This window comes from Prevotella sp. HMSC077E09, assembly GCF_001814685.1.
Lineage (GTDB): Bacteria > Bacteroidota > Bacteroidia > Bacteroidales > Bacteroidaceae > Prevotella > Prevotella oris.
This window is the reverse complement of record NZ_KV817575.1, coordinates 25,203-50,150: the sequence shown is the minus strand read 5'-3', so window position 1 is coordinate 50,150 and position 24,948 is coordinate 25,203. Positions and strand designations below refer to the sequence as shown.

Here is a 24,948-nt window from a genome sequence, read left to right as displayed (position 1 = left end):
TTTAATTTTATACATGTTAGAAGTTTGCACGGAGTGTGAGTCCGAACGAGCGTGAGGTAGCTGTTGTGCCGCCAATCTGTGCCTGATAGATCCAGCTTGTACCATCGGTAGCTTCTGCGTCGAAGAGCTTGAGACTGCGATAGATGTAGAATGGATTGCGTACATAAGCTGACACCGTGAGGGTGTTACAGTGGAACTTCTTCGTAATCAATTTGGGAAGAGTATAGGCAAATGTAATCTCGCGGCATTTCACATAGCTGTTCTTCTGAATGGCATCGGCATAGCTTTGTGTTGCACCTGTACCCCATCCGTATTGGTTGTCATTGACTTCGAATTGGGTAACGATGATGTCATTCGGTGTGCCATCTTCTTTCACGCCTTTCTGAATAAGACCGTTGTCCCATACGAGGTGACCGTTGATCTTGGTTTCTCCGCGCTTGTAATTGGGTATATCCGCAGGATTAACTCTGTGGAGAGAGCCTTTGTCACTGGCTTTATCGGTGTCGCTGTAATAGTAAATACCACCTGTTGCAGCATTGCGCACGCCCACAGCATCTTTAATATTACCGGCATCCATCATGTATTGCCATGGCAAGTTGAGTACATCTCCTCCGATACGGAAGTCGAAGTTGAAGGTCAGTGCGAAGTTCTTGTAGTTCAGCATTCCACCGAAACCACCAGTAGCTTTAGGCATGGCATTGCCCACTTTGTGGCGAGTAGAGGTGTCGGTCATGTAGAGACCGTTGCTGCCTACAATGCGGTTGCCTTTGTCGTCGGTCTTATAGGTGTAGGCATACCAGTCGCCCATGGATTCGCCGACATGCGACTCTAAGCTTGCTGCGCCATTATCGACTGTCATATGAGAAAGTACATCCAAGCCGTCGGCCAGTTTCTTGACCTTGTTTTTGTTGAAAGCGATGTTGAAGTTCAGGTTGAGTCGCCAGTCCTTTGTTAGGATTGGAGTGCCATAGAGACTGGCTTCAAGACCGCTGTTGGTTAGCTCTCCAACGTTCATCAGCATACTTTTTGCACCCATTGAAGATGCAGAAGTCGTGGTGAGGATTTGATCTTTGATGTCATTATAGTAGTAGCTGAGTTCCATTCCGAGTCGGTTGTTGAACCATTTGTTCTCAATACCGATTTCATATTCATACTTGCGCTCGGGCTTAATGTTCTCATTACCAATGTCGGTCGGTACATAATTATAGGTGTAGGTAGTGGAACGGGTGATGCTACCTTGGTTATAAGCCATGTTTGCACGATAGATAGAGGGGGAGTTTCCTACAACACCGTATGATAAGCGCAGCTTTCCATAGTCCCACCATGTAGGTCTTTTCTCTTTCATGAGTTCTGTATAGATGACACTACCGCTGAAAGAAGGATAATAGAATGTATTGTTTCCCTTCTTCAGTGTAGAGGTCTTTTCCTGGCGAGTGGTTCCTTCGAGATAGAGCCAGCTGTCATAACCATAGCTTGCTGTAAGGAAAAGACCGGTTCTGAGTTGGTCTTCTTTCACCATGTTAGCACTCTTTGTGCCGACAGAAGCATTCAGGTGGAACCAGTTCTCCTGTGTAAGTCCTTGGTTGGTATTGACACTTGAGAAATAATAGTCTTCGCGACGACCTGTCCAACCGGCACTGGCTGTGATATTATGTTTCTGATTAAAAGTCTTGTCATAGGTCAGCATGATATCTCCATAATAAATGCGATAACGGCTGTTTGACAGTCCATAATAGTCACTGTATTGTCCGTTGGTTGAGAAGGTGTGTGAATTTTCGGTGTTATATTTGTTTTCAATCTTCTCAATTGTCATGTCGGTTGCTACACGTCCGCTAAGTGTTAGCCCATCGATAATCTTCCATGTGGGGTTGACAGCACCCATGAAGCGTTCATGGTTGACATATTCATTATTGCTGAACACTTTCCAGAAGTATTCACTGATCAATGAGGTTGAACCCATTGGAGAATACAGGAATGTTTCATCGGGAGTCATAGTGTTGGGAGATCCACCGTTGATTTGCGCAACATTATTCATGTAACCGAGACTGGTGACAGTGTGATTGCGAATGTAGGCAATGTCGGTATATCCGCCAAACATACCTGAATAGTTGTTGGTCAGACGGCTAATGCGATAAGGACGGTTCTTGATTCGCTGTGGTTGATAACTTACAGAATAGTTCAACTTGATGTCGCGCGTAACGTCATATGCCCCGGCTAAGTTGAAATTATGACGGCTGTTCTCTGAATTATACTGCATGGAGCGCGTCTGATTATAAGTATAAGAGAAGCGCACATTATTGTGTTCAGTGCCGTTTGTGATAGCAATGTTATAATTCTGGTTGATACCTGTGCGGAAGATATCGGCCCACTGATTATGGTTGATGGGGCTATATGGACGTGTGTTGCCATCGAAGTAAGTCACCGATTTACTGCCGTCATAGGCTGGGCCGTATGAATAGATGGTCGCACGTGGGGTCGTAATCGTGTTTCCTGAACGGTCTTTGTAAACTTTGCGGAAGCCAGTTGCAGCCTCTTCGCCGTCACCTAATGCCCAGTTGTCATAGCCGGGACCAAACTTCTTCTGTATATCCGGCATGTAGGCAACTTTGTCAAAACCAATGCTTGCATTGAAGTCAATGTGGGTACCAGTGCCTCTTGTAGCTGATTTTGTAGTGATCATAATCACACCGTTGGCCGCTTCAGAGCCATAGAGGGCTGATGCTGCCGCGCCTTTCAGGATAGAGATGTTCTCAATATCCTCCGGATTGATGTCAACCAAGCCATTGGCTGTGATACGTTGACTTGTCCAATAGTCACTGTTGTTGGCGTTCCCATTATGGATTGGCACACCATCTAATACCAATAATGGCTGTGTATTGCCGGTGATAGATGACAGACCACGTACCGATACAGAGATTGCGGAGTTGCTTCCTGGTGCAGATTGAATTCTCACACCAGTGGCCTTACCATAGAGTCCGGATGCAATGCTTGCCGAACCTGTGCGGTTCAAATCTGCCGAACCAATGGAGCTGACAGCATAGCCCAACTTCTTGGCATCTTTCTTTATACCAAGTGCTGTGACTACAACCTCGTCTATGTTCTGACTTCCTTCGTCTAAAACCACGTTAATGGTCTTTCTTCCTTTCACATCAATGGCTTTTGTTGAGAAACCAATGTAGCTGAATTCAAGCGTTGCTGTAGCAGAACATTTGATGGAGTAGTTGCCATCAACGTCGGAAACACCTCCGGAAGAGGTGCCAAGGATTTTCACTGTGGCGCCTGCAATAGGTTCGCCTGCCTGATCTTTGATACAGCCTTTCACCATAAAGTTCTGTGCATAGGTGATGACTGTAAACAATAGAAATAAAGCTACCAAAGCCGTTCTCTGAACGCTTTGATAAAGACATCTCGATTGCTTCATCTGAGTAATAGATTTAGATAATAACATATTGTGCTTAGGTTTAAAGAGTTGTTTCTTGCTGAATATTATTGTTTCTTTGTGTGTTGAGCGTGTAATCATTCCAGTTTTCCTTTGGAAGATTCCTTCGCTTACATGTTCAGTTGCAATGCAAAAGGCTCGGTCTTCATGCCTGTCGGCAGGGTAACAGTGACTTTCCCATCATGCGTTTTGATCATTTTGAGCCTCTTCTTTGTGCCAAGGAGCATGACACTTTTGGGCGTATGCACTTGCCATGAGAGTGTCTTTGGCAAAGGCTCATGGTCTTGCAGTGCATAGACTGCATAGCGTTGTTGACCATTTTTACTGACTGTGAACCACAGTTTCCCCTCATTGTAATAGGGTGTTGTCACTGTGTTATAAATTGCTTGTCCATACCGTTGCAGCCATTGGCCAATGCTGTCCAAGCGACTGACGGCCTCGGGTTGAATGCGTCCTTCTGCTGTTGGGCCTACACCTAACACGAGATTTCCACCCTTTGCCACCACTTCTACGAGCGTATTGATGACTTTAGTCGATGTTTTCCATGCGGGATGTCTTACCCATCCCCAGTCATTCGATAGCGGGATACAGCTTTCCCAAGGGAAGTTGAGCTGCTTTTCAGGTATAGTTCGCTCGGGTGTCTGATAGTTTTCGTATGGCCCATGAATAGTGCGGTCGACGATAATCAGACCGGGTTGAAGTTCTCTTGCACGCGAGGCAATGCGTGGCATGTCTATGTCTTGCTGGTTTTTCTTGCATACCCATCCGCCATCAAGCCACAGAATGTCTATCTTGCCATAGTTGCTCAGCAGCTCTTCTGTTTGTGCATGGACAAATTTCTTAAACGCATTCCATCGCCAGGGCCATTGCTTGATGTCGTAGTTGACATTGCGTCCGTGCTTGATTGGATAGACATCCCACCAATAGTCCTGTGAGTGCCAGTCGGGTTTTGAATAGTATTCGCCAATCATGAAGCCTTTGTTGCGGAATGCTTGAAGCACATGGCGCAGTATATCGCGTTTAGGATTGTCACGAAATGCGTGTTGGGCAATGGTGAAATCGGTTTGTTTAGAGTCATACATGCAGAAACCATCATGATGCTTCGTGGTGAACAGCATGTATTTCATACCTGCATTCTTAAACGTTGAGGCCCATTGTTCTGGTTCAAATCGTGTGGGATTGAACTGCTTGCACAACCCCCAATACCACTCTTTGTATTGTTGATAGGTCTTTGTCGTGTCACGTGAAATCCAATTCTCATCGCAGATAGACCATGATTCCACTATTCCCGGTACGGCATAAAGTCCCCAATGAATGAGCACACCAAACTTCAAGTCTTGCCATTGCTTGAGCTTTCTCACCACAAGTGGGTCGGTAGGCCATTCATAGCTTTGCGAACGCTTGTACACATCGCCTTGTGCAGCGACTGTGATTGAGGTGATGAGGGCCATAATGCCCAATACTATTTTCTTGATGTTCATAATTGCTGACTGTTCGATAAGGGTATATTACCTGTTTATTCTGTATTTATGGTACTTTTGAGCAGGATATTGTTCGAAGCACTTCCTATGCAGACATCTATCGGACGAGGTTCAATGGTGGGGTTCATATCTGCTCCGATAAACGTCAGATCTTCTGGGAGAATGTCGAATGCCACCTGTTTAGTTTCCCCCTTTGGTATGAAGATGCGTGCGAAGTGTTTCAATTGCAGTATCGGCTGAACTACGGATGCCACCTGATCGTGCATGTAGAGCTGTGCCACTTCCTCACCATCTCTGTCGCCCGTATTGGTGACATCAAAGGTGACATGAAACCGATTGGCACCGCGTTTCTCTATTCTTAGGTTGTCATAATGGAATGTTGTGTAGCTTAGTCCGAAGCCAAAGGCATATAATGGCACTGCCTTCATCTCTACATAGTCGTGGGGAGCGGGCATGCGCTTATTGTAATAGCAGGGCAACTGGCCTACATGTGCAGGCACGGAGATAGGCAGACGGCCCGCGGGGTTGATGTCACCAAAGAGTACATCGGCGATAGCTTGTCCGCCTTCCTGCCCTGGATAATAGGCCGTGAGCAGTGCATCGGCATGTTGAGCAGCCCAATTCTTCTGCAGCGGACGCCCTTCAATATAGACTACCACAAGTGGCTTGCCTGTTTGTTTCAAGGCAGCTAACAGTTCATTCTGCCGTCCCAATAACGACAATGTGGCGCGGTCATAGCCTTCTCCCGACTCCATGTCGCTCATTTGTTGGGCGTTCACTTCGGCTGCTCCTGTTGCTTGATAATTCGTTTTGAAATCTCTGGCACTCGAACCACCTACGACTGCTATCACAACATCAGCCCACCGTGCTGCGGCAACGGCTTCGGGAATAGTGCTGTTGGCAGTATCTCGGATGGCACATCCCTGCACATATTTAATCTGTTGCATAGAGATTTTAGACTGAATGCCCCTTAATACGGTCTTCACATTGCCCTCTTTTTGCGGTGCCGTGTAGTCCCCCAGCATGTTATAAGCATTGTCCGCGTTAGGGCCCACTAAGGCAATCTTGATGTTTCTCTTGAGAGGTAGGGTGTTGTTTTGGTTTTTCAACAGCGTAATGAGTTGCTGCGCAGCTTTCAATGCCACATCCTTGTCGACCGTGTTGTTGATATCTTGTGTTGCACGTACATTGACGAAAGGATGTTCGAAAAGTCCCATCTCAAACTTCATACGCAGTATTCGGGCACAGGCAGAGTCGATAACACATTCTTTTACCCACCCTTTCTCCACGGCTTCGGCCAACCGTTGATAGGCACGTCCGCCCAAGTCAACGTCTACTCCGGCTTTCAGTGCCATTGCACCTGCCTCAGTCAGTGTGTGCGCCACATGGTGCGTATGCCATAATCCGTCAATACTGTAGAGGTCTGAAATAACAAATCCGGTGAAATTCCAACGTTTGCGCAGAACGTCATTATAGAGCCATTCATTGGCTGTTGAGGGCATGCCATCCATCGAATTATAGGAAGTCATGACGGAAGTTGCCCCTGCTTCAATCGCTTTCTGAAATGGAAGGAAGAAGTTTTGGCATATATCTCGCAGTCCACCAATCGTCTGACAGCCGTTCTGTCCGCCTTCTGTAGTACCATAACCCACGAAGTGTTTCAGTGTCGGGATTGTGGCATAAGGTTGTGAATGCTTTCCTCCTCCAAGACCTTTCACCATTGCTGCCCCCATGCAGGCTGTCAGAACAGGGTCTTCCCCCATGCTTTCTTCCACGCGCGACCAACGCGGATCTCTTGTCAAATCGAGTACAGGGCCGAAACTGATGTGTGCTCCTTGCAACCTGATCTGGCGTGCTATACATTGCCCTGTCGTTTCGGTAAGGTCTGTATTCCATGTGGCAGCAAGCGCTAATCCTGTAGGGAAAACCGTTGTCCCGATAGCCATGTGCCCATGAGGAGCTTCTTCTGCAAAGAACAGAGGAATGCCTAAGCGCGTGTGTTCGATAGCATATTTCTGCAAAGTGTTGGCTGCTTGTGCTGCCAGATAGGGGGTAAGACCGTTGGACAGACTCTTTTTTGTCCAGGGATCAGCGCGGAACGTAGCCCAAAGCATGCCGATGTTGCCTTCTGCAATGTCTTTCTTGAAGGTGTCAGAAGGATATACTTTGTTTTGCTGTAGCGTGTAGTAGTCCCATGCCAACAAGCATCTCAGCTGACCGATCTTCTCTTCAAGCGTCATACGATTGAGGAGATCGGCCACACGTTCAGCGGTAGGTAACTTCGCATTTCGATAAGGATAGTCACCTTTTGCTTGGAGAGTCGGGCACAGACTGCAAGCAGAGAGCAGCAAAACTAAGGTCAGCAGTCGCTTTTTTATCGCGATGTTCATCGGCACTTTGATTTGTTCTTGAGATTTCCTTATGCAGATAACAAACTTTAAGAAGACCGTCTGCAGCGGCTCGACACATAGCCGTTGATGCCTTTTTGACAAGGCATTTCATCATATGGCAATGGGCATGACATTAAAAAAGATAATGGCATAGATAGATTATCGCTTTGTTCCATAGCTCATTTTATTGGCATTTAATAAGGTTCATGTCGTGTGCAGCGTTCGCTTCAAGATGCTTTCTATGTAGGTAGCTCTGTAGTATTCTTTTGCATGGTATTATGAACACTGCTTGTTCTGCACACAAGTATTTCGGCGATAAAGATAACAATAAGCAATGATAAAAGCAAGGAAATTTTAAAATATTTTTGAAAAAGCAACATTTTCACAGGCAATTCGTCTGATTGGATGCTTATTCTTAGGTGGAAATATAGCTTAATACATTTCTTTATTATATTATAAAAACGAAATGAATAAAGCGATATGAAAAGGTATGTATTTCATTTTGAACGCTTAACTGATATGCAGGTTTCTGCGCAATTGCCCTGTGATGTTGTGGCTCTCTTGTAAAGTTCCTTGTCAGTTTTTAACATTTTCAGGGATGACCAAATAGAAATGAAAAGACAATTTCGGTGCTGTTTTGAAGTGATTTCAGTGCTTGGATTTCCTCATTTCAGTCCTCTTGCCTTGCAATCTCAGTCACTTTACCTTGCTGTTTCATTTATTTTATGGTGTGTTTCAATGCAGATTGTGCGGTGATTTGACGCAGATTGCAGCGATTTTCAGCATGATTTTATGTTGTGTTTTCTGTGGAGTTTTGTAACGTTTTGACAGTCAGTGCTTTGTAACTCATTAAAAATCGGCGATGGTTTAGCATGAGGATGCCTTGCTTTTCAAATATTCAAAGCTTACGACTGAATTTGTAAACAACTTTGAGAATTTGCAATTTATACATTCATATACGTATTTATGCAGAACCGTTGCATGGGTATAGTGAGCGTAAGCATAAGAAAGCAGGGGGTGCTTTCATGGTGCTTTTTACTTTATCCACAAGAAAAAGCGCTGCAGCTATGAGAGATGCAGCGCTTCATCTGTTTATTCTTGTGGCTTATCTTGTCGTAGTATAGCGGTGTAACACTGAGCGCACACTTCCCTTTCCGGCATAGAGTTCTTTGACAAAGGCTTCAATCTGTTCGCCAAGACCAGCCTCATAGAGGTCTAAACCGAATATATCCTTGCGACTGTAGAGCTCTTTCAGACAGCTGAAGTCTTGCTTTTTGCTGCCGATTTCAAGTGGGGCAACGATGCTTTGCAGTTCATCGAGCAGTGGATCGGGCGACGGAGTGAAAGGCTTTCCCACGTCGTCAATGCCTTTCAGATAGCGGGCATAGCCGGCCAAAGTCAAGGGGATAAGGATGAGATTACACTTGTCTAAACCGCGCGCAATATACTTCTTGATGGTTTCCCCAAAGCGAATGGACAGCTTCTGTGACGTGTCAGAGGCGATGCGTTGTGGCGTGTCGGGCATGAACGGATTGGGTAAGCGCTTGTTGATGAAGGCACCAATGAACTCATAAGGATTGAGAACACCTGGGTCAACCACAACGGGCATGGCCTCGATATACCCTATTTTCTGCACCAAGGCACGGATGTCGGCGTCTGCAATCTCTGCAGAAATGAGGTCATAGCCAAGCAGACAGCCGAAAATAGCCATGGCTGTATGCAATGGGTTCAGGCAAGTGGTGACCTTCATCGTTTCTACTTTATCCACGGTTTCGCGCGTTGTGTAGAGCACTCCGCCTAAATCGAGAGGCGGACGTCCGTTGGTATAGTGGTCTTCAACAACTAAATACTGCGTTTCTTCGGCATTCACGAAAGGCGCGGTAAAGGTGTGTCGGGTGGTTTCGATATAGTCGTTGTCTTCAAATCCGTCAGCAGCTAAGAGTGCTTTCACCTTTTCATGGGGGCGCGGAGTAATCTTGTCAATCATCGACCAAGGGAAAGTGATCTTGCTTTCGTCTTTCAGATAGTCCACGAACTCCTGCGGAACAAGTCCGTCTTTGGCCCAACGCTCAGCATAGGCAAATACTCCTGCCTGCACTTTACTGCCATTATGCGAGCAGTTGTCCATGCTCTGAACGGTCAACGGGAGCCTTCCTGCCTTGTAACGCTCATAGAGTAATGCCGTCACCTTACCCAAGGCAAAGACCGGAGTCATGCCACGTGCTAAATCATCTTCATTATAACTGTATCCTTTTTCAGTGATAGTGAATGATATCATCTGTAAGGAAGGCTTGCAGAAGATGTCAGTCAATCGCTTCCAATCGGTAAACTGAGGGTCGGCTTTGAGGGCTTCGGTCACGCTGGCAATGACTTTCTTCTCGATCGTTCCCGATGACTGAAGACTTACGAGCAGCGAAAGATTGCCATAAGGCGTATAGGCTTTGTCGATGACCTCATAGTCGAAAGTCTCTGCAACAATGACACCGCGGTCATATTTTCCCGTGTTCAGCGCATCATTCAAGATAGCCGCGGGGAAAGCACGAAAGATGTTTCCGCCCCCAAAGTGTACCCATGTGGGGTTTTCAAAGGTATTTTTACGCACGGCTCTGATGTCAAACTGTGGCAGTTCATACCCCTTGTTTCTCCATTCTTCGGCATTATAGCTGTCGCTTAATAGTTCTGTCAGTTTCATGATATATATGTTTTAGTTTGATTAGTCATAAAATCCCGGCTGCTGATATCTGATGCCTTGTTCGTTGTCGACAGTCGCCAGAATGCCTTGAACCTGTCCCATTGCAAACATACGGCCTAAGAAACTGTAGCCCGCATTATAGCCTTTGGTCTCATCTCCCAGCATAGTCATGCCGTGATCTACGCGCATCGGCAGTCTCGCTACATTGGGATTGTCTTTCCTGCACTGCTCTTCTTTCTCAAAGATACGGCAGAGTTCGATAATGTCGGCCCTTCCTCCGAGGTGGCTTGCCTCTGTGAAATCGCCATTAGGAAACACATGACAGCTGCGCAGATGCACGAACCAAGTGCGGTTGGCATACTTCTCGGCCATCTTTGTCAGGTCGTTCTGTGCACCGGCTGATAAGCTTCCGGCACAGAAGGTCAGTCCGTTGTGCTTGTCGGGCACGGCATTCAGGAACCACCGGACGTCTTCGTCACAGGTTACAATGCGTGGAAGTCCGAGGATTTGGAATGGTGGATCATCGGGATGTACACACATATACATGTCGCATTCGTTGCAAACCGGCATGATGGCACTTAGGAAATAGCGCATGTTTTCACGCAGTTGAGCCTTGTCAATGCCTTTATAGAGCGCAAGAAGTTCGCGGAACAGCTCCACAGGATGCTCGTCTCCTTCCTTGAAGTTGCCGCTAACGAAGCCCTGAGTCTTGATAACGATGTTCTCAACGAGGGCATGATCTTTCTCAGGAGTCATGGTTTTGGCTAATGCATCAACCTCTTTCAGAATGTCACGGCCATTGGGTTGCCCGTCAGGACCGAGGGTTTTGAAGGTTGCCCAGCTTTCTCTTGCTCCCTCACGCTTGAGGATATATATGTCGAAATAGGCGAACTCGGGAATGCTGAAGTATAAGTTGCTGCTGCCATTTGGGTTGGCATGGAGCAAATCGGTACGTGCCCAATCGAGCACAGGCATGAAGTTATAACAAACCGTATGTATGCCTTCAGCGGCTAAGTTGCGCAGACTTATCTTGTAAGTCTCTATCTGTTGGTCGCGATCTGAGCCACCATACTTGATCGTTTCAGTCACAGGCAGCGACTCCACCACGCTCCAGCGCATGCCATAGCTTTCGATATACGTCTTGAGGTCGTGGATTTTCTCGCGTGTCCACACTTCACCTAACGGCACATCATGCAGTGCAGTGACGATGCCTTCTACTCCGATTTCCTTCAACATGGCCAGCGTAATCTTGTCATTCTTGCCAAACCATCTCCATGTTCTTTCCATTTTATTTTAGATTTTAATCGATTGTTTCTTCTCTTTTGTTTTTCTTCATGGGCCGATTATCTTGAAGTTGCACCTCTCTTTGCGCAAACTTAGCATGTTTTCGGTCTGTTTCGGTAGATTTGACAAAGTTAATGAATTGCTGTGTAAACTGCAAATTAACGGGTAAGAAAAAGCAAGAAGTTCAACTTGTTGCCTGAAAAAGGAAAGCGAAGACACTGCAGTGCGGGGCGGATTGGAATTTCGTTTGGCTGCGTGAACTGTTGGAATAAAATGCTTATACATCCTTTGTAAGTAATAAACCAAGAGAAAACACGTTGTAGAAGATATGAAGTGGACTGACCGTTTGCACAACATACGCCTTCTTTTCATCATGGTTGCCGTGCTGATAGCCTTTGCTTCCGTGGTGGTTTCTCATCTTCTCATCAGCGATTTGGCCAAGGAAGAGGCCACGCGAATGGAGGTATGGGCCGAAGCAATGCGTTCTTTGAACGCAGCAGATGAGCATACCGATCTTGCACTTGTATTGAAAGTAATCAATGAAAACCACACTATTCCAGTGATTGTCATTAACCGACAGGGGCATGTTCAGACCTATCGCAATGTAAAACTGCAGGGAAAGAACCAGGCAGACAGTATAAAAGACGCCGTTGCCCAAGCTCAACGCATGCGCACTGACGGTCATGTCATCCGCATTATGCTTGACAACCGCAACGATTATATTGATGTATGCTATGCCGAGTCGTTGCTTCTGCGCCGCTTGTCCTGGTATCCTTATGTCCAGTTGGGCGTCATTTTGCTCTTTGCCGGCCTTGCTGTTTTCGCACTTCTGACCTTGAAACGTGCCGAACAAAACCATGTTTGGGTAGGTTTGAGCAAGGAAACGGCTCATCAACTCGGCACACCTATTTCCAGTCTTATGGCCTGGATGGAGATTATGAAAGAGGCTTATCCCGATGATAAACTGCTTTCTGAGATGGACAACGACGTGAAACGGCTTCAGCTTATCGCTGACCGCTTCTCGAAAATCGGCTCTCAACCCACGCCCGAACAGGCCGACTTGATAGCTGTGTTGCAGCGAGTTGTGGCCTACATGGACAGTCGAACGTCGCGCACGGTGGTCATCATGCTGCATGCTTCGGCTGAAAAAGTGATGCTGAACCTCAATGTTTCGCTCTTTGAATGGGTCATTGAGAACCTCTGCAAGAATGCTGTTGATGCCTTGGAAGGTCGAAGCGGTCGCATAGATATCTATGTTATGCAAAAGGAACAGACGGTCGTGATTGACCTTGTTGACACGGGAAAAGGTATCCGACAGAAGGACATGAAGAACGTGTTTCGCCCCGGTTTCACGACCAAGCAGCGCGGGTGGGGCCTTGGTTTGTCGCTGGCACGACGCATTGTTGAGGAATATCATCATGGAAAGATATTCGTCAAGCAATCTGAAGTGGGGCAAGGCACCACGTTTCGCATCATACTTCCTGAGTTGTGAAAAGGTTTGCCGACGGTTTATCTCCCTTTAGAACACCTCTTCTTCAGCTGTTTTCAGTTTGAAAAACGGCATTGAAAATAGTAAAAAATGAATACAGTCTCTGTCTGTTGAGCAGCTTCTTGAAATCTGAGTAAACTCATATAAAAGTGCATTTTCCTATGAAATCCATTGCATTTTGCTTCATGTCAGCTTGCATTCTCTGTCATGTTATCTTGTATTTTGACGCAAATCACGCAGTGTTTTGACGCAAATAAGGATGCAATATGACGCAGATTGCATCCTTATTTGGTGCGTGTCAACAAAAAAGGGAAGGCATGCATGCTTCCTTCCCTACGGCAAAGATAATGATTTTTTGCAGCGATTCCAAATTTGGTTTGAATTTAGTTTACAAATCATTCAGCTTGCTTGAAGGAGTGGAAAGAAAGAAATTATGGTGGAGAAAGAGGGGAGGTGACATTGATTAAAAGGGAAGATTGTGGACTGAATGATGAGAAACAGAACGCTTCAAGACGTTGCACGAATGTGTACCTTAATTAATATAGACAAGCGATATCGATGATATCAAGTTGAATTATGTTGAAAAATAGTGGGTAGATGAAATGTTGATATTAAGATATTTGTTGGTAGTTTGAATGGTTGACAAAGCTGTTGGCTGCTTAAACACGTAGTGGAAATAATATTTTTTTAACGCTTTCATTGGTTAATTTCAGAAAATATTTGTAACTTTGCAGCCCGTATGGGAAGTTCAGAAGTCTATAAAATCGACCTGAAAGCGTTGGAACAAGGGCAGAATGTCCTTGAGTTTGACTTTGATGATGCATTTTTTCAGTCGCTTGAGACTGCTGATGTGCAACATGGTCGGCTACACACAACGGTAACAGTGAACCGCACTGATGATTATTTTGACGTGGACTTTCATACTGTTGGCAGCGTCGTTGTGCCCTGTGATCTTTGTCTTGACGACATGGATCAGCTTATAGAGGCAGATTGCCGAATGGCTGCTAAGTTCGGAGAAAGCTACTCAGAGGAAGACGATCTTGTGACGGTGGCCGAGGAAGAAGGAATACTCGATATCGCATGGTTTGTCTATGAATCCATTGAACTCAATATCCCCATCAAGCATGTGCATGCACCTGGAAAATGCAACCCTGCTATGATAAGTATGCTCGAAGCGCATTCTGCTACCCGAAGTAGTGGGGATGAAGATGAGAATGCAGTGGATCCACGTTGGGAAGCACTATCCGATTTGAGATTAGAAGAATAGAAAAGTTAAAGATTAAAAGTTAAAAGATTATGGCACATCCTAAAAGAAGACAGTCAAAGACTCGTACACTCAAGAGAAGAACGCATGATAAGGCAGTAGCTCCTACGTTGGCAGTATGTCCAAACTGTAGCGCTTATTATGTTTACCACACTGTATGTCCTACTTGTGGTTACTACAGAGGCAAGGTTGCTGTTGTTAAGGAAGTAGCTGAATAATGGGAAATATCAACGCTATCATCACTGGTGTTGCCGGCTATGTGCCCGACTATGTCCTCAATAATGAGGAACTTTCACGCATTGTTGACACCAATGATGAGTGGATAGTCACACGAACGGGCATTAAGGAACGCCGTATTCTGACTGAAGAAGGACTCGGAACGTCCTATATGGCGCGCAAGGCTGCAAAGCTCTTGATAAAGAAAACCGGTGTTGATCCCGATAGCATTGATGCACTTCTCGTAGCAACTACCACCCCAGATTACATACATCCTTCGACGGCATCTATCGTCTTGGGTAAGCTTGGACTGAAGAATGCGTTTGCATTCGACTTCTCTGCTGCCTGCTGTGGTTTCATGTATGCACTTGATGTGGCTTGTAATATGATCCAAAGTGGCCGCCATAAGCGTATCATCGTTATTGGAGCAGACAAGATGTCATCAATAACCGATTATCAGGATCGCGCTACTTGTCCGCTGTTTGGTGATGGTGCAGGTGCTGTTATGGTGGAAGCGACAGAGGAAGAGAACATCGGACTCATTGATTCTTACCATCGTACAGACGGCAAAGGACTACCTTTCCTGCATGTGAAAGCAGGCGGGTCGGTTTGTCCTTCATCGCATTATTCAGTTGATCATCGTATGCATTATACCTATCAGGAGGGGCGTTTCGTATTCCGTTATGCCGTTACTGCCATGGGTGATGACTGTGAAGAGATACTCAAGCGCAATCATCTTACGATGGATGATGTGGACTATGTCGTTACACATCAAGCTAATCTGCGTATTATAGAAGCTGTAGCCAAGCGTATTGGTGCACCGATGGAGAAGGTATTGGTAAACATTCAGCGCTATGGAAACACGAGTGCTGCTTGCATGCCATTGGTTCTTTGGGACTTTGAAAAAGACCTCAAGAAAGGTGATAACATTATATTGACAGCGTTTGGAGCAGGTTTTGTCAACGGTGCTTCTTATTTGAAGTGGGCCTATGACGGTGCTTCTGCTGCAATGGTGAAGTAGTCTTGACAGACCATATATACAGAGAAACGCATCTTTCTTATTTGTATAATAAGATGATGCGTTTTTCTGTTTGAAACAATCAATAACAGAATGACATTATGCATAAGGCAGGTTTCGTAAACATTGTAGGCAATCCGAATGTTGGAAAGAGTACGCTGATGAACCAACTCGTCGGCGAACGCATCAGTATTGCTACGTTCAAGGCGCAGACAACGCGTCATCGTATCATGGGAATTGTCAATACAGATGACTGTCAGATCGTGTTTTCTGATACGCCGGGAGTGTTGAAACCCAACTACAAGATGCAGGAGATGATGCTTGCTTTCTCTGAATCCGCACTCACAGATGCCGATATTCTGCTTTATGTTACTGATGTTGTAGAGAACCCGGAGAAGAATATGGAGTTCCTTGATAAGGTCAAGAAGATGAAGATTCCTGTGCTTCTCTTAGTGAATAAGATTGATGAGAGCGACCAAAAAACGCTTGGTGACATTGTAACGAAATGGCACTCGCTGCTTCCCAACGCAGAGATTTTGCCTCTTTCTGCCAAGAATAAGTTTGGTGTTGATATGCTCTTGAAACGTATTAAGGAGCTTCTTCCCGAGTCACCTGCGTATTTCGATAAGGATCAGCTTACTGATAAGCCGGCTAAGTTCTTTGTAAGTGAGATCATTCGCGAGAAGATTTTGCTCTATTATGATAAGGAAATACCTTATAGTGTAGAGGTACGTGTGGAGCGATTTAAGGAAAACGACTCTGTCATTCATATCAATGCAGTGATTTATGTGGAGCGCGACAGCCAGAAAGGAATTATCATTGGTCATCAAGGTATAGCCTTGAAGAAAGTTAGTTCGGAGGCACGTAAGGCTTTGGAAAAGTTCTTTGGCAAGAAGATTTTCCTCGAAACGTTCGTCAAAGTGGACAAAGACTGGCGCTCATCACAACGGGAATTGGATAGCTTTGGGTATAATCCGGAGTAAAAGGAAACCTCTCCTATAACCTGCTTCAACATTCCTAAAGGGAGAAAAACGAGCTTGCGGGTTGGCAAAAAAGCTTGTTTGAAAGAACAGAAAATAAGGAAAAATATTTGGCCCTGAATAGAAAGAGGGCATACTCTCCGTCAAAAGGAGGGCCGAAGAATGTATAACTTCAGAAATTAAACAAACAGTATGGCAAATTTAGTAGCTATTGTAGGCCGCCCGAATGTAGGTAAGTCTACGCTTTTTAACCGCTTGACGCAATCTCGTCGCGCCATTGTCAGCGACACGGCAGGCACAACTCGCGACCGTCAGTATGGCAAATGCTCATGGAATGCAAAGGAGTTTTCAGTTGTAGATACAGGCGGTTGGGTCGTAAAATCCGATGATATATTTGAAGATGCAATACGCCGTCAGGTGCTTGTTGCCACAGAAGAGGCCGATTTGGTGCTCTTCCTTGTCGATGTTACCACAGGGGTTACCGACTGGGATGAGGATGTTGCCACAATTCTTCGCCGTGCAAAGCTGCCTGTTATCCTTGTTGCTAACAAGGTTGACAATAGCAGTGAGTACTACGAGGCAGCCGAATTCTATAAGTTGGGCATAGGCGAACCGCAGTGTATCAGTGCTGCAACTGGTGGAGGTACAGGCGATCTGCTTGATATGATCGTTGACAAGCTGCCACAGGAAAACCCAGAAACCATTGAAGATGAAATCCCGCGCTTTGCTGTTGTGGGTCGCCCGAATGCAGGAAAGAGCAGTATCATCAATGCTTTCATTGGTGAAGATCGCAACATTGTGACCGAGATAGCAGGCACAACGCGTGACAGTATCTACACAAGGTTCGACAAGTTCGGTTTCGATTTCTATCTTGTTGATACCGCAGGTATACGTCGTAAGAACAAGGTTAGCGAGGACTTGGAGTTTTATAGCGTGATGCGTTCTATCCGAGCCATTGAGAACAGCGATGTATGTATACTCATGTTGGATGCTACCCGCGGTGTTGAAGCGCAGGATATGAATATCTTCCAGCTCATTCAGAAGAACAACAAGAGTCTTGTTGTCGTGGTAAACAAGTGGGATTTAGTAGAGGAGAAGTCGCAGAAAGTGATAGATACTTTCGAGGCAGCCATACGCAATCGCATGGCACCTTTCGTTGACTTCCCCATTATTTTCGCTTCAGCTTTGACCAAACAACGCATCTTCCGTGTGCTCGAAACGGCCAAACAGGTTTATCTGAACCGTAAAACGCACGTGGGAACTTCAAAGCTTAACGAGGTAATGCTGCCGATTATCGAGGCTTATCCACCACAGAGTGTGAAGGGAAAATACATCAAAATCAAGTATTGTACGCAGCTTCCGAACACCCAGATACCCTCGTTTGTGTTCTATGCCAACCTGCCACAGTATGTAAAGGAGAACTACCGCCGCTTCTTGGAGAATAAGATACGCGAGAATTGGAGCATGCATGGTTGTCCTATCAATGTGTTTATCCGTCAGAAATAAATAGTTTCCTCCTTCCTTCCGCGTGCAGGGAAGGAGGCTTTTTTATAGATTCTATGAAGAAAGTCCTGTTTTTTATATGTTTCTCATGCTTGCTTTTCGGTTGTAAGAAGCAGGAAAAAGATGCCGCAGAGATTGTTGGAAAGACGGCTAAAATCTATTATGATTATCTGCTTCATGATGATTATGCGGCCTTTGTCGATGGCTCTTTTCGCCCTGACAGCATTCCCTCTTCCTATCGTGAACAGTTGATTGACAATGCAAAGATGTTTATTGCACAGCAGAACAAAGAACATCAGGGCATCAAAGAAATCACAATCCGCAGTGCCACTATTGATACCTTGCACCACACCGGCAATGCTTTCCTGATGTTTTCCTATGGCGATAAGACCAAGGAACAGGTGATAGTGCCAATGGTTGAGCGTGGGGGAGTGTGGTATATGAGGTGAAGCCTCACCTCCAACTCCTCTCCAAGGAGAGGGGAGTAGTTTGCTTTATGAATTAAACTTCTGAAGAAAAACGTAATTATAAATAGGATAATTGACTTTATCGAATAAGCCACTACAGATTCTTAGCATGGTAAAAGGATAAAGCTTAGAGTTTATCTGCATTTTATATCCCTCATTCTTTAGGGAAGAATTGGGTAGAGATACTTTCTATTTCGCTTCTCTCTTTTCGACGTTGTGCGTGTTGTGACCTTCCGTTTCCACCTCTTTCACTTTCCTGAACAGGTCGCTTGCAAAGACAAGGTCATTGAGTTTCTTGTTTGTGGAGCTCATGATTTCATTCTTGTTGCCCTGCCATTCCTTGCGTCCATGATAGATAAACATGATGTTTTCGCCAATTCCCATCACCGAGTTCATGTCGTGTGTGTTGATGATAGTCGTGATATTGAATTCTTTAGTGATGCCCGAAAGCAGTTCATCAATAACCAATGACGTCTTAGGATCAAGCCCCGAGTTCGGCTCATCACAGAAAAGATACTTCGGATTGAGTACGATGGCCCGCGCTATGGCCACACGTTTCTGCATACCTCCCGATATTTCATCCGGAAACTTCTGCTGGGCATCTATCAAATTCACGCGGTCCAAGCATTCCTGTGCACGCTTCACGCGCTCCCGATAGTTCATTGTTGAGAACATATCCAAGGGGAACATCACGTTCTCCAATACTGAGAGAGAGTCGAAAAGCGCTGCACTTTGGAAGATCATACCCATTTCCCGCCGCATCAACACTTTCTCTTTCTTCGACATTGTGACGAAGTTGCGGTTGTCATAGAGCACTTCTCCACTCGTAGGTTCAAGCAGTCCGACGAGGTTCTTGATGAGAACCGTCTTTCCACTACCGCTCTGTCCGATAATAAGATTGGTCTTCCCGTCTTCAAAAACGGCATTGATATCCTTCAATACCTCTTTATCTCCGAACGATTTATATAGGTGCTTAACTTCTATCATGACAGTAACTGGGTTAGGAATACATCTGAGAACAAAATCAAAACGCTGCTGGAAACCACGGCATCCGTACTCGCCTTACCCACTTCAACAGAGCCTCCTTCGACCGTATAGCCGAAGAATGACGACACACTGGCAATGACAAAGGCAAAGAACATGCTCTTAATGATACTCATCCAGATAAACCATGCGTTGAAAGAATGCTGTATGCCGAGGGTCAAATCATCAGGAGAGAGCATGTGTCCGATGTAAGCTGTGCTGTAAGCTCCAAGGATTCCGAGGGCCGAACTGAATACAACCAAGAACGGCATCATCGTTACCAACCCCAATATTTTAGGCAAAATCAGATAGTTTGCAGAGTTCACTCCCATGATATCGAGGGCGTCAATCTGCTGCGTTACGCGCATTGTTCCCAATTCTGAAGCGATGTTCGACCCCACTTTTCCTGCCAAAATCAAACACATGATACTGCTCGAGAACTCCAACAGCATAATCTCACGCGTTGTATATCCCGACACCCAGCGAGGCATCCAGGGGCTTTGAATGTTGACTTTCATCTGGATGCAAATCACTGCACCAATGAAAAACGAAATCAAAAGTACAATACCGATGGAGTCGACACCAAGTTGTGACATCTCCTTGACATAGCGTTTGAAAAACATTCTCATTCTTTCCGGCACGGCAATCGACCGTCCCATCAGCAGCAGATAGCTCCCGAAAGTGGTGAGGTATTTATAGAACAGCTTGAAAATAAACATGATGATTATCCTTATTCTTATTTGTTGCAAAAGTAACCAAATTCCTCTGAAAAACTGCTATAAACCTTATAGTTTTTGATTTTTTATTTTGTTATCCTCTTGATTTCAACTAACTTTGCATCAAAATGAAAGAAAATATGGACGAAACACATCTGACAACGCTCCGAACAGAAGGCCTTGTGAAACGCTATGGCAAACGAACGGTGGCCAATGGGGTAAGCATCAACGTCAAACAAGGTGAGATTGTAGGACTTCTCGGGCCTAATGGTGCGGGCAAAACCACGTCTTTCTATATGACAACGGGTAACGTTGTACCCAACGAAGGCCATGTTTATCTCGACGATGAAGAGATTACCAACTACCCCGTTTACAAGCGGGCGCGGGCTGGTATAGGTTATCTTCCGCAGGAAGCCAGCGTGTTTCGCAAGCTGAGTGTTGAGGATAACATCATGGCAGTGCTTGAAATGACGAAGCTTTCGCATACTCAACAGCTCGAGAAATTGGAGAGTCTCATCAGTGAGTTCCGTCTGAACAAGGTGCGAAAGAACAAGGGTGACCAGCTTTCGGGAGGCGAACGCCGCCGTACGGAGATAGCACGTTGCTTGGCCATCGACCCCAAATTTATCATGCTCGACGAGCCTTTTGCGGGCGTAGACCCTATTGCTGTGGAGGATATTCAGCACATTGTGTGGCGCTTGAAATATCGTAACATCGGCATTCTCATTACCGATCACAACGTGCAGGAAACGCTATCCATCACCGACCGCGCTTATCTCTTGTTCGAAGGTCGCATTCTTTTTCATGGTTCTTCCGAGGAATTGGCAGCCAATCCCGTAGTACGCAAGAATTATCTGAGCGAGAACTTCGTCTACAGAAAGTTCAAACCCAATGAAGAAGACGAGGCTTACGAGAGGTAAAAGAGTAGAGGAGGAAACAAAACAAAATGGGAAAGGCCGAACCCTATGAAAGGAAATTCAGCATTGCTCGTAAGTAATCCCATGTGTATAATAGGCCTATTGCAAGCTGGTTCATAGAATTATGTTTCACTAATACATGTATATTATGGAAAAATTCATAAAGTATCAATGGATAGTTTATTTGTTAGGGTGGTTTGTTTTTCAGTTGTTTCCGGCTTATTTTCAGCTCACTTCTGCGCCGGATGAGCTTATTCCGTTTCTTTTTATTGTGGGAATAATCGTGATTGCTATATGTTCTTTTAATTTTGGTATAGCGAAAGGAAAGCTTGCCGGCTGGCTGATGTTTGTATTTGCTATGATAGTTAATGTTGTCGTTGCATTAGCTACGTTCTTCCTCTTGTTAGGGCAGAGTTGGCATAATTAGGTCTTTGGCTTCATGCTTTTTGTTTAATTTCTTTTCTGTTTTTAACACTTCAGAACGCAGTCAAATAGAAATAAAAATGCGTTTTCAGCGCTTGTGCAAAGCCATTTCATGATTTCAACGCTTTCGTTTCCATCTCTTTGGCATGTAACTCCATTCATGTTACGTTGCTATTTGACTCAAACCATGCTGTGATTTAAGTCAGAATGCGTTGTAATCTGACGCAAGTTACACTGCTTTTCAATGGCATTTCATTGCTTGTTTTGCTGCTTCTTTTGTAACTTGTTGATTGTCATTGCATTGCAAGCTCATGAATTTTGGCTTGCATTTGGCTTGGAGTTTGTCTTTGTTTCAAATTCTTCAGGCATTTCATTGCTGTTGTAAATATTCATGATTAAAATTAACATATTTCCCTTTTCTTAAGTGGAAACAAGGTGAAATTTCTTTTCTTTTATTTAATTTTTATATCAAAAATGTTTGTAGGATATGTTATTTCTTTCTATATTTGCAATCTTAATGTATAAAGGATAAAATGATGAAAAGACTATTATTTACATGTGTGGCAGTGATGATTGCCGTATTTGCATTCGCTCAAGGCGAAGAAACTGTGAAAGATCTCAAGCGTGAAAAAGAAGTATTGCAGCTTAACACACAGCTGAAAAAACTCCAGTTAGATTTTGAAAAGGAAAAGATGAAGTATAATTCTATGACAGAAGAAGCTGCATCTATCAATGCTGAGGCAAATGCTGCTACGACAGATTTCAATACTTCTAACGCTTCAAACACTGTGAAAGACGCTAAGTCAACGATGAAGAAGCTTAAGAAAGTAAAGAAAATCAATAAGAAATTGCAAAGCAGTCAGAAGAAACTCGACAAATTGCAGAAGAAGATTAACAAGACACAAGCAAAGATTGACAAGCTCAGTGTAGCTGTTAAGATTGTAGAAAATTAATGTCTTGAAAGACAATAAGGCGTGTCATAACACATTGATGACGCCGGAAAAATAGAGACGAAGCACAGAAAAAGTGTTTCGTCTCTATTTTTTTGTATTTTAATGTCACAGCATTCGAGTTTCTGCGTAAATGGAATAGACACAAGGAATATTGCGTCTGGCATAGACTTTTTGGTGAGTTTAAGCGTCAAATGCTATAGAAATATCAATCGTATGAAAAAGAAACTCCTCGCAACGGGCCTTCTGTGGCTCTCTTTTGTCAGTGCTTCTGCAACGCCGACAGTCGTTGGAAAGGTAGTCAATGGACAGCAGCAGCCCCTGTCTTTTGTGAATGTAATGGTGTTGAACCCTATTGATTCGACCTTTGTGCAGGGTGCTGTTACCGATGAAAATGGGCGGTTTCATATCGAGGTTCCCCAGGAACAATCTTATTTATTGAAGCTGACCTCGGTGGAATATGCCCCGCTTTTCAAGCAGATTAACGGCGATGATGCCGGCACATTGACGCTGACAGAACAGGTGCATGCCTTGAAAGAAGTCGTGGTGAAGGCCAATCGGCCTCAGTTTAAGCCTGTTGCGGGCGGCCTTTCAGTCGACATTGCCAACACACTTTTGGCACAGGTGGGAACGGCTTCTGACGTGCTTCGCCAGCTGCCCCGCGTTGATGTAAGCAATGACGGCAGCGTGAACGTGTTTTCAAAAGGTACGCCCGAAATCTATATCAACAGCAAAAAGGTGCAGAACAAGAGTGAACTTGAGCAGTTGAAGTCTACAGATATTAAGACCGTTGAAGTCATCACGAGTCCTGGAGCACGTTATGATGCCACTGTGAAAAGCGTCATCCGCATCAAAACCAAGCGCTCGCAAGGTGAAGGTTTGAGCTTCCGTGCCGATAATAATGTGAAATATAACGACTATTTGACAGGCTTCCAAGAAGACTATCTGAAGTATCGTCACGGTGGTTGGGAGACCTTCATGGATGCTTATGTGTTCTCTTCGGTTTATGCACAAGACCCACATATCCGCGAAGAAATCAATGGAACGAATGATATTGTGGTTGATCAGCACATACGAAACATGAGTCGCACGTGGGGACTTTACGGCAAATGGGGGACAAGTTACGATTTCGACAGTGACAATTCTGTTGGTTTCAGCTACACTTTGACGCGCAATTTCTATGACAAGGGGCATTCCATCGGAGCTACGCAAGACGTCACGAAGAACGGCAATCCGATAGGACATATCGACCAAGCCTATACTTCAAATGCGCTCGGTGGCCCTAATCATGAAGCCAACGCCTATTATTTGGGGAAACTTGGAAAGGTGGGAGTAGACCTCAATCTGACGGCCTTGTGGAATAAGAACAATGAGACCAAACGGAGTGAAGAAGCGAGTTCACAGCTTACTAACCAGACGGTTACGACGCATAATCTGCGGGAAAATCATCTTTGGGCAGGCAAACTCATTCTCTCTTATCCGCTTTGGAAAGGTTCTCTCAATGTGGGGACAGAACTCACGAGCACTTATTCGCATAGTGAATACAGTAATGATGAGGGTGTTGTGAGTAATGCTTCGAATGAGATTAAGGAGCGAAATGCAGCGGGATTTACCGAATATCAATTCACGTTTGGCAACTTCTCGGCCAATGCCGGCCTGCGTTATGAGCACGTAGTGTCTGATTATTACGAGTTCGGAGTGTATCAAGAAGGCCCCAGCAGACGCTATTCTGATTGGTTTCCTTCGCTCTCTTTGGCTTGGCAGAAGGGCAAATGGGGATTTCAATGCGGTTATGTCTACAAGACGAAACGTCCGAGTTACGGCATGCTCAGCAATGAAGTGCAGTATGACAACCGCTATCTCTATGAGGGAGGAAACCCTTTTCTGCGTCCCGAAAAGGTGCAGAGTGTAAGTGTTGCAGGCACTTATTCGTGGCTAAGTGCTGAGATTGGCTATGAATATACCAAGGATGCGATGCTATGGACAGCTACACTTTACAACGGACAGGATATAGGATTCGGTCGTAATCTCAATTTTGATAACTTTCAATATCTTTATGCTTCGGTTGTGGCTTCGCCCAAATTCGGTTGGTATCAGCCCTCATATGAGTTGTATTTCAGCCGCCAAAGCTTTGATGCAAGAGGCTATGGAAGCAACAGAAACATGAATAAACCGAATCTCTTCCTTACACTTCGCAATCGTTTTGCCTTTCCTCATGACTTCACGGTGCATGTGAATTTCCGTCAATCCTTTGGTGAATACTATGGCTTTAACCATATGATGCCTAATTCCAACCTTAGTATTCAGCTCATCAAGCAGTTCTGTAATAAGGCATGGACGGTCAACCTGTCAGTCAACGACCTGCTGAAAACCAATGAAGTCAAGTCGTATACTTATGGAAACCGTGTCAATGTCAGCAAATATGGCTATGAGTATTCGCGTCGTGTGAGCCTTACCGTGACCTATAACTTCAATGCTTCGCAGAGCAAGTATAAGGGAAAGGGAGCCGGAAAAGGGGAGAGAGGCCGACTGTAAAAGCCTCTCTCGCAGTCTCTCTCCAAAGAGCGCAGATTGGCATATGCTGATAAACGTGGTGCAGTTTGTGCTGCGTGAGAACTGATGTTGTTGCTTGTTGTTTCGCTTTTCTGTTTGTAATAGCTCGGGAAACAGTCTATCTTGATGGTTAAAAAAACAAA

The 24,948-nt window shown here is 45.0% G+C and carries 18 protein-coding genes; 11 read left to right on the top strand and 7 right to left on the bottom strand.

The window, feature by feature from the left end; all coding sequences use genetic code 11:
• Nucleotides 1-16 precede the first annotated feature (16 nt).
• From HMPREF2983_RS09095 to uxuA, 5 genes are all read right to left on the bottom strand, one after another.
• Nucleotides 17-3,325 (bottom strand): SusC/RagA family TonB-linked outer membrane protein, encoded by a 3,309-nt coding sequence (locus HMPREF2983_RS09095; RefSeq protein WP_246829391.1) that lies wholly within the window; start codon nt 3,323-3,325, stop codon nt 17-19.
• Between the two features lie 224 nt (nt 3,326-3,549).
• Entirely contained in the window at nt 3,550-4,920 is a 1,371-nt protein-coding gene (locus HMPREF2983_RS09090) for an alpha-L-fucosidase (protein ID WP_070667819.1), read from the bottom strand.
• 35 nt (nt 4,921-4,955) lie between these two features.
• Nucleotides 4,956-7,310 (bottom strand): glycoside hydrolase family 3 N-terminal domain-containing protein, encoded by a 2,355-nt coding sequence (locus HMPREF2983_RS09085; protein WP_070667818.1) that lies wholly within the window; start codon nt 7,308-7,310, stop codon nt 4,956-4,958.
• Between the two features lie 1,105 nt (nt 7,311-8,415).
• Nucleotides 8,416-10,002, bottom strand: coding sequence for a mannitol dehydrogenase family protein (locus HMPREF2983_RS09080; RefSeq protein ID WP_070667817.1), 1,587 nt, complete (start codon nt 10,000-10,002; stop codon nt 8,416-8,418).
• A 21-nt stretch (nt 10,003-10,023) separates the two neighbouring features.
• Entirely contained in the window at nt 10,024-11,289 is a 1,266-nt protein-coding gene (uxuA, locus tag HMPREF2983_RS09075) for a mannonate dehydratase (RefSeq protein WP_070667816.1), read from the bottom strand.
• 325 nt (nt 11,290-11,614) lie between these two features.
• Between uxuA and HMPREF2983_RS09070 the strand changes: the two genes are divergently transcribed.
• The 7 genes from HMPREF2983_RS09070 to HMPREF2983_RS09040 all read left to right on the top strand — a co-directional run bounded on the left by HMPREF2983_RS09070 (nt 11,615) and on the right by HMPREF2983_RS09040 (nt 18,205).
• The gene (locus HMPREF2983_RS09070) at nt 11,615-12,778 is read left to right on the top strand and encodes a sensor histidine kinase (protein WP_070667815.1); all 1,164 of its coding nucleotides are present in this window, start codon (nt 11,615-11,617) and stop codon (nt 12,776-12,778) included.
• A gap of 736 nt (nt 12,779-13,514) precedes the next feature.
• Nucleotides 13,515-14,042 carry a YceD family protein gene (locus tag HMPREF2983_RS09060; protein ID WP_070667813.1) on the top strand — a complete coding sequence of 176 codons (528 nt, stop codon included), beginning with the start codon at nt 13,515-13,517 and terminating at the stop codon, nt 14,040-14,042.
• A 29-nt stretch (nt 14,043-14,071) separates the two neighbouring features.
• Nucleotides 14,072-14,257: a 50S ribosomal protein L32 gene (gene rpmF / locus HMPREF2983_RS13585; RefSeq protein ID WP_004377354.1), complete on the top strand. Its 186-nt coding sequence runs from the start codon at nt 14,072-14,074 to the stop codon at nt 14,255-14,257.
• Nucleotides 14,257-15,276: a beta-ketoacyl-ACP synthase III gene (locus HMPREF2983_RS09055; RefSeq protein WP_004374202.1), complete on the top strand. Its 1,020-nt coding sequence runs from the start codon at nt 14,257-14,259 to the stop codon at nt 15,274-15,276. The genes rpmF and HMPREF2983_RS09055 overlap by 1 nt, the downstream gene beginning before the upstream one ends.
• A gap of 98 nt (nt 15,277-15,374) precedes the next feature.
• The gene (gene era / locus HMPREF2983_RS09050) at nt 15,375-16,256 is read left to right on the top strand and encodes a GTPase Era (RefSeq protein WP_070667812.1); all 882 of its coding nucleotides are present in this window, start codon (nt 15,375-15,377) and stop codon (nt 16,254-16,256) included.
• A 189-nt stretch (nt 16,257-16,445) separates the two neighbouring features.
• Entirely contained in the window at nt 16,446-17,759 is a 1,314-nt protein-coding gene (der, locus tag HMPREF2983_RS09045; RefSeq protein ID WP_004374206.1) for a ribosome biogenesis GTPase Der, read from the top strand.
• A 53-nt stretch (nt 17,760-17,812) separates the two neighbouring features.
• The gene (locus HMPREF2983_RS09040) at nt 17,813-18,205 is read left to right on the top strand and encodes a hypothetical protein (protein ID WP_070667811.1); all 393 of its coding nucleotides are present in this window, start codon (nt 17,813-17,815) and stop codon (nt 18,203-18,205) included.
• A gap of 207 nt (nt 18,206-18,412) precedes the next feature.
• Here HMPREF2983_RS09040 and HMPREF2983_RS09035 read toward each other — a convergent pair whose 3' ends face one another.
• Together HMPREF2983_RS09035 and HMPREF2983_RS09030 are read right to left on the bottom strand one after the other, a co-directional pair.
• Nucleotides 18,413-19,210 (bottom strand): ABC transporter ATP-binding protein, encoded by a 798-nt coding sequence (locus HMPREF2983_RS09035; RefSeq protein WP_004374210.1) that lies wholly within the window; start codon nt 19,208-19,210, stop codon nt 18,413-18,415.
• Complete coding sequence (locus HMPREF2983_RS09030) at nt 19,207-19,965, bottom strand: MlaE family ABC transporter permease (RefSeq protein ID WP_004374211.1); 759 nt, start codon at nt 19,963-19,965, stop codon at nt 19,207-19,209. The genes HMPREF2983_RS09035 and HMPREF2983_RS09030 overlap by 4 nt, the downstream gene beginning before the upstream one ends.
• Nucleotides 19,966-20,102: 137 nt before the next feature.
• Here HMPREF2983_RS09030 and lptB point away from each other — a divergent pair, with 137 nt between their 5' ends.
• From lptB to HMPREF2983_RS09010, 4 genes are all read left to right on the top strand, one after another.
• Complete coding sequence (gene lptB / locus HMPREF2983_RS09025; protein ID WP_210400377.1) at nt 20,103-20,882, top strand: LPS export ABC transporter ATP-binding protein; 780 nt, start codon at nt 20,103-20,105, stop codon at nt 20,880-20,882.
• A gap of 145 nt (nt 20,883-21,027) precedes the next feature.
• On the top strand, nt 21,028-21,306 hold the full coding sequence (locus HMPREF2983_RS09020) for an NRAMP family Mn2+/Fe2+ transporter (RefSeq protein WP_246829388.1): 279 nt from the start codon (nt 21,028-21,030) through the stop codon (nt 21,304-21,306).
• Between the two features lie 529 nt (nt 21,307-21,835).
• Entirely contained in the window at nt 21,836-22,255 is a 420-nt protein-coding gene (locus HMPREF2983_RS09015) for a hypothetical protein (protein ID WP_004374217.1), read from the top strand.
• Between the two features lie 213 nt (nt 22,256-22,468).
• Complete coding sequence (locus HMPREF2983_RS09010; protein ID WP_070667832.1) at nt 22,469-24,787, top strand: TonB-dependent receptor domain-containing protein; 2,319 nt, start codon at nt 22,469-22,471, stop codon at nt 24,785-24,787.
• Nucleotides 24,788-24,948 lie beyond the last annotated feature (161 nt).

Coding starts and splice junctions, on each gene's coding strand:
- HMPREF2983_RS09030 (WP_004374211.1), bottom strand. CDS start 19,965: ATGTTTATTTTCAAGCTGTTCTATAAATACCTCACCACTTTCGGGAGC.
- der (WP_004374206.1), top strand. CDS start 16,446: ATGGCAAATTTAGTAGCTATTGTAGGCCGCCCGAATGTAGGTAAGTCT.
- HMPREF2983_RS09060 (WP_070667813.1), top strand. CDS start 13,515: ATGGGAAGTTCAGAAGTCTATAAAATCGACCTGAAAGCGTTGGAACAA.
- rpmF (WP_004377354.1), top strand. CDS start 14,072: ATGGCACATCCTAAAAGAAGACAGTCAAAGACTCGTACACTCAAGAGA.
- HMPREF2983_RS09095 (WP_246829391.1), bottom strand. CDS start 3,325: ATGGTGAAAGGCTGTATCAAAGATCAGGCAGGCGAACCTATTGCAGGC.
- HMPREF2983_RS09015 (WP_004374217.1), top strand. CDS start 21,836: ATGATGAAAAGACTATTATTTACATGTGTGGCAGTGATGATTGCCGTA.
- HMPREF2983_RS09020 (WP_246829388.1), top strand. CDS start 21,028: ATGGAAAAATTCATAAAGTATCAATGGATAGTTTATTTGTTAGGGTGG.
- HMPREF2983_RS09080 (WP_070667817.1), bottom strand. CDS start 10,002: ATGAAACTGACAGAACTATTAAGCGACAGCTATAATGCCGAAGAATGG.
- HMPREF2983_RS09090 (WP_070667819.1), bottom strand. CDS start 4,920: ATGAACATCAAGAAAATAGTATTGGGCATTATGGCCCTCATCACCTCA.
- HMPREF2983_RS09085 (WP_070667818.1), bottom strand. CDS start 7,310: ATGAACATCGCGATAAAAAAGCGACTGCTGACCTTAGTTTTGCTGCTC.
- lptB (WP_210400377.1), top strand. CDS start 20,103: ATGGACGAAACACATCTGACAACGCTCCGAACAGAAGGCCTTGTGAAA.
- HMPREF2983_RS09040 (WP_070667811.1), top strand. CDS start 17,813: ATGAAGAAAGTCCTGTTTTTTATATGTTTCTCATGCTTGCTTTTCGGT.
- uxuA (WP_070667816.1), bottom strand. CDS start 11,289: ATGGAAAGAACATGGAGATGGTTTGGCAAGAATGACAAGATTACGCTG.
- HMPREF2983_RS09035 (WP_004374210.1), bottom strand. CDS start 19,210: ATGATAGAAGTTAAGCACCTATATAAATCGTTCGGAGATAAAGAGGTA.
- HMPREF2983_RS09070 (WP_070667815.1), top strand. CDS start 11,615: ATGAAGTGGACTGACCGTTTGCACAACATACGCCTTCTTTTCATCATG.
- HMPREF2983_RS09055 (WP_004374202.1), top strand. CDS start 14,257: ATGGGAAATATCAACGCTATCATCACTGGTGTTGCCGGCTATGTGCCC.
- HMPREF2983_RS09010 (WP_070667832.1), top strand. CDS start 22,469: ATGAAAAAGAAACTCCTCGCAACGGGCCTTCTGTGGCTCTCTTTTGTC.
- era (WP_070667812.1), top strand. CDS start 15,375: ATGCATAAGGCAGGTTTCGTAAACATTGTAGGCAATCCGAATGTTGGA.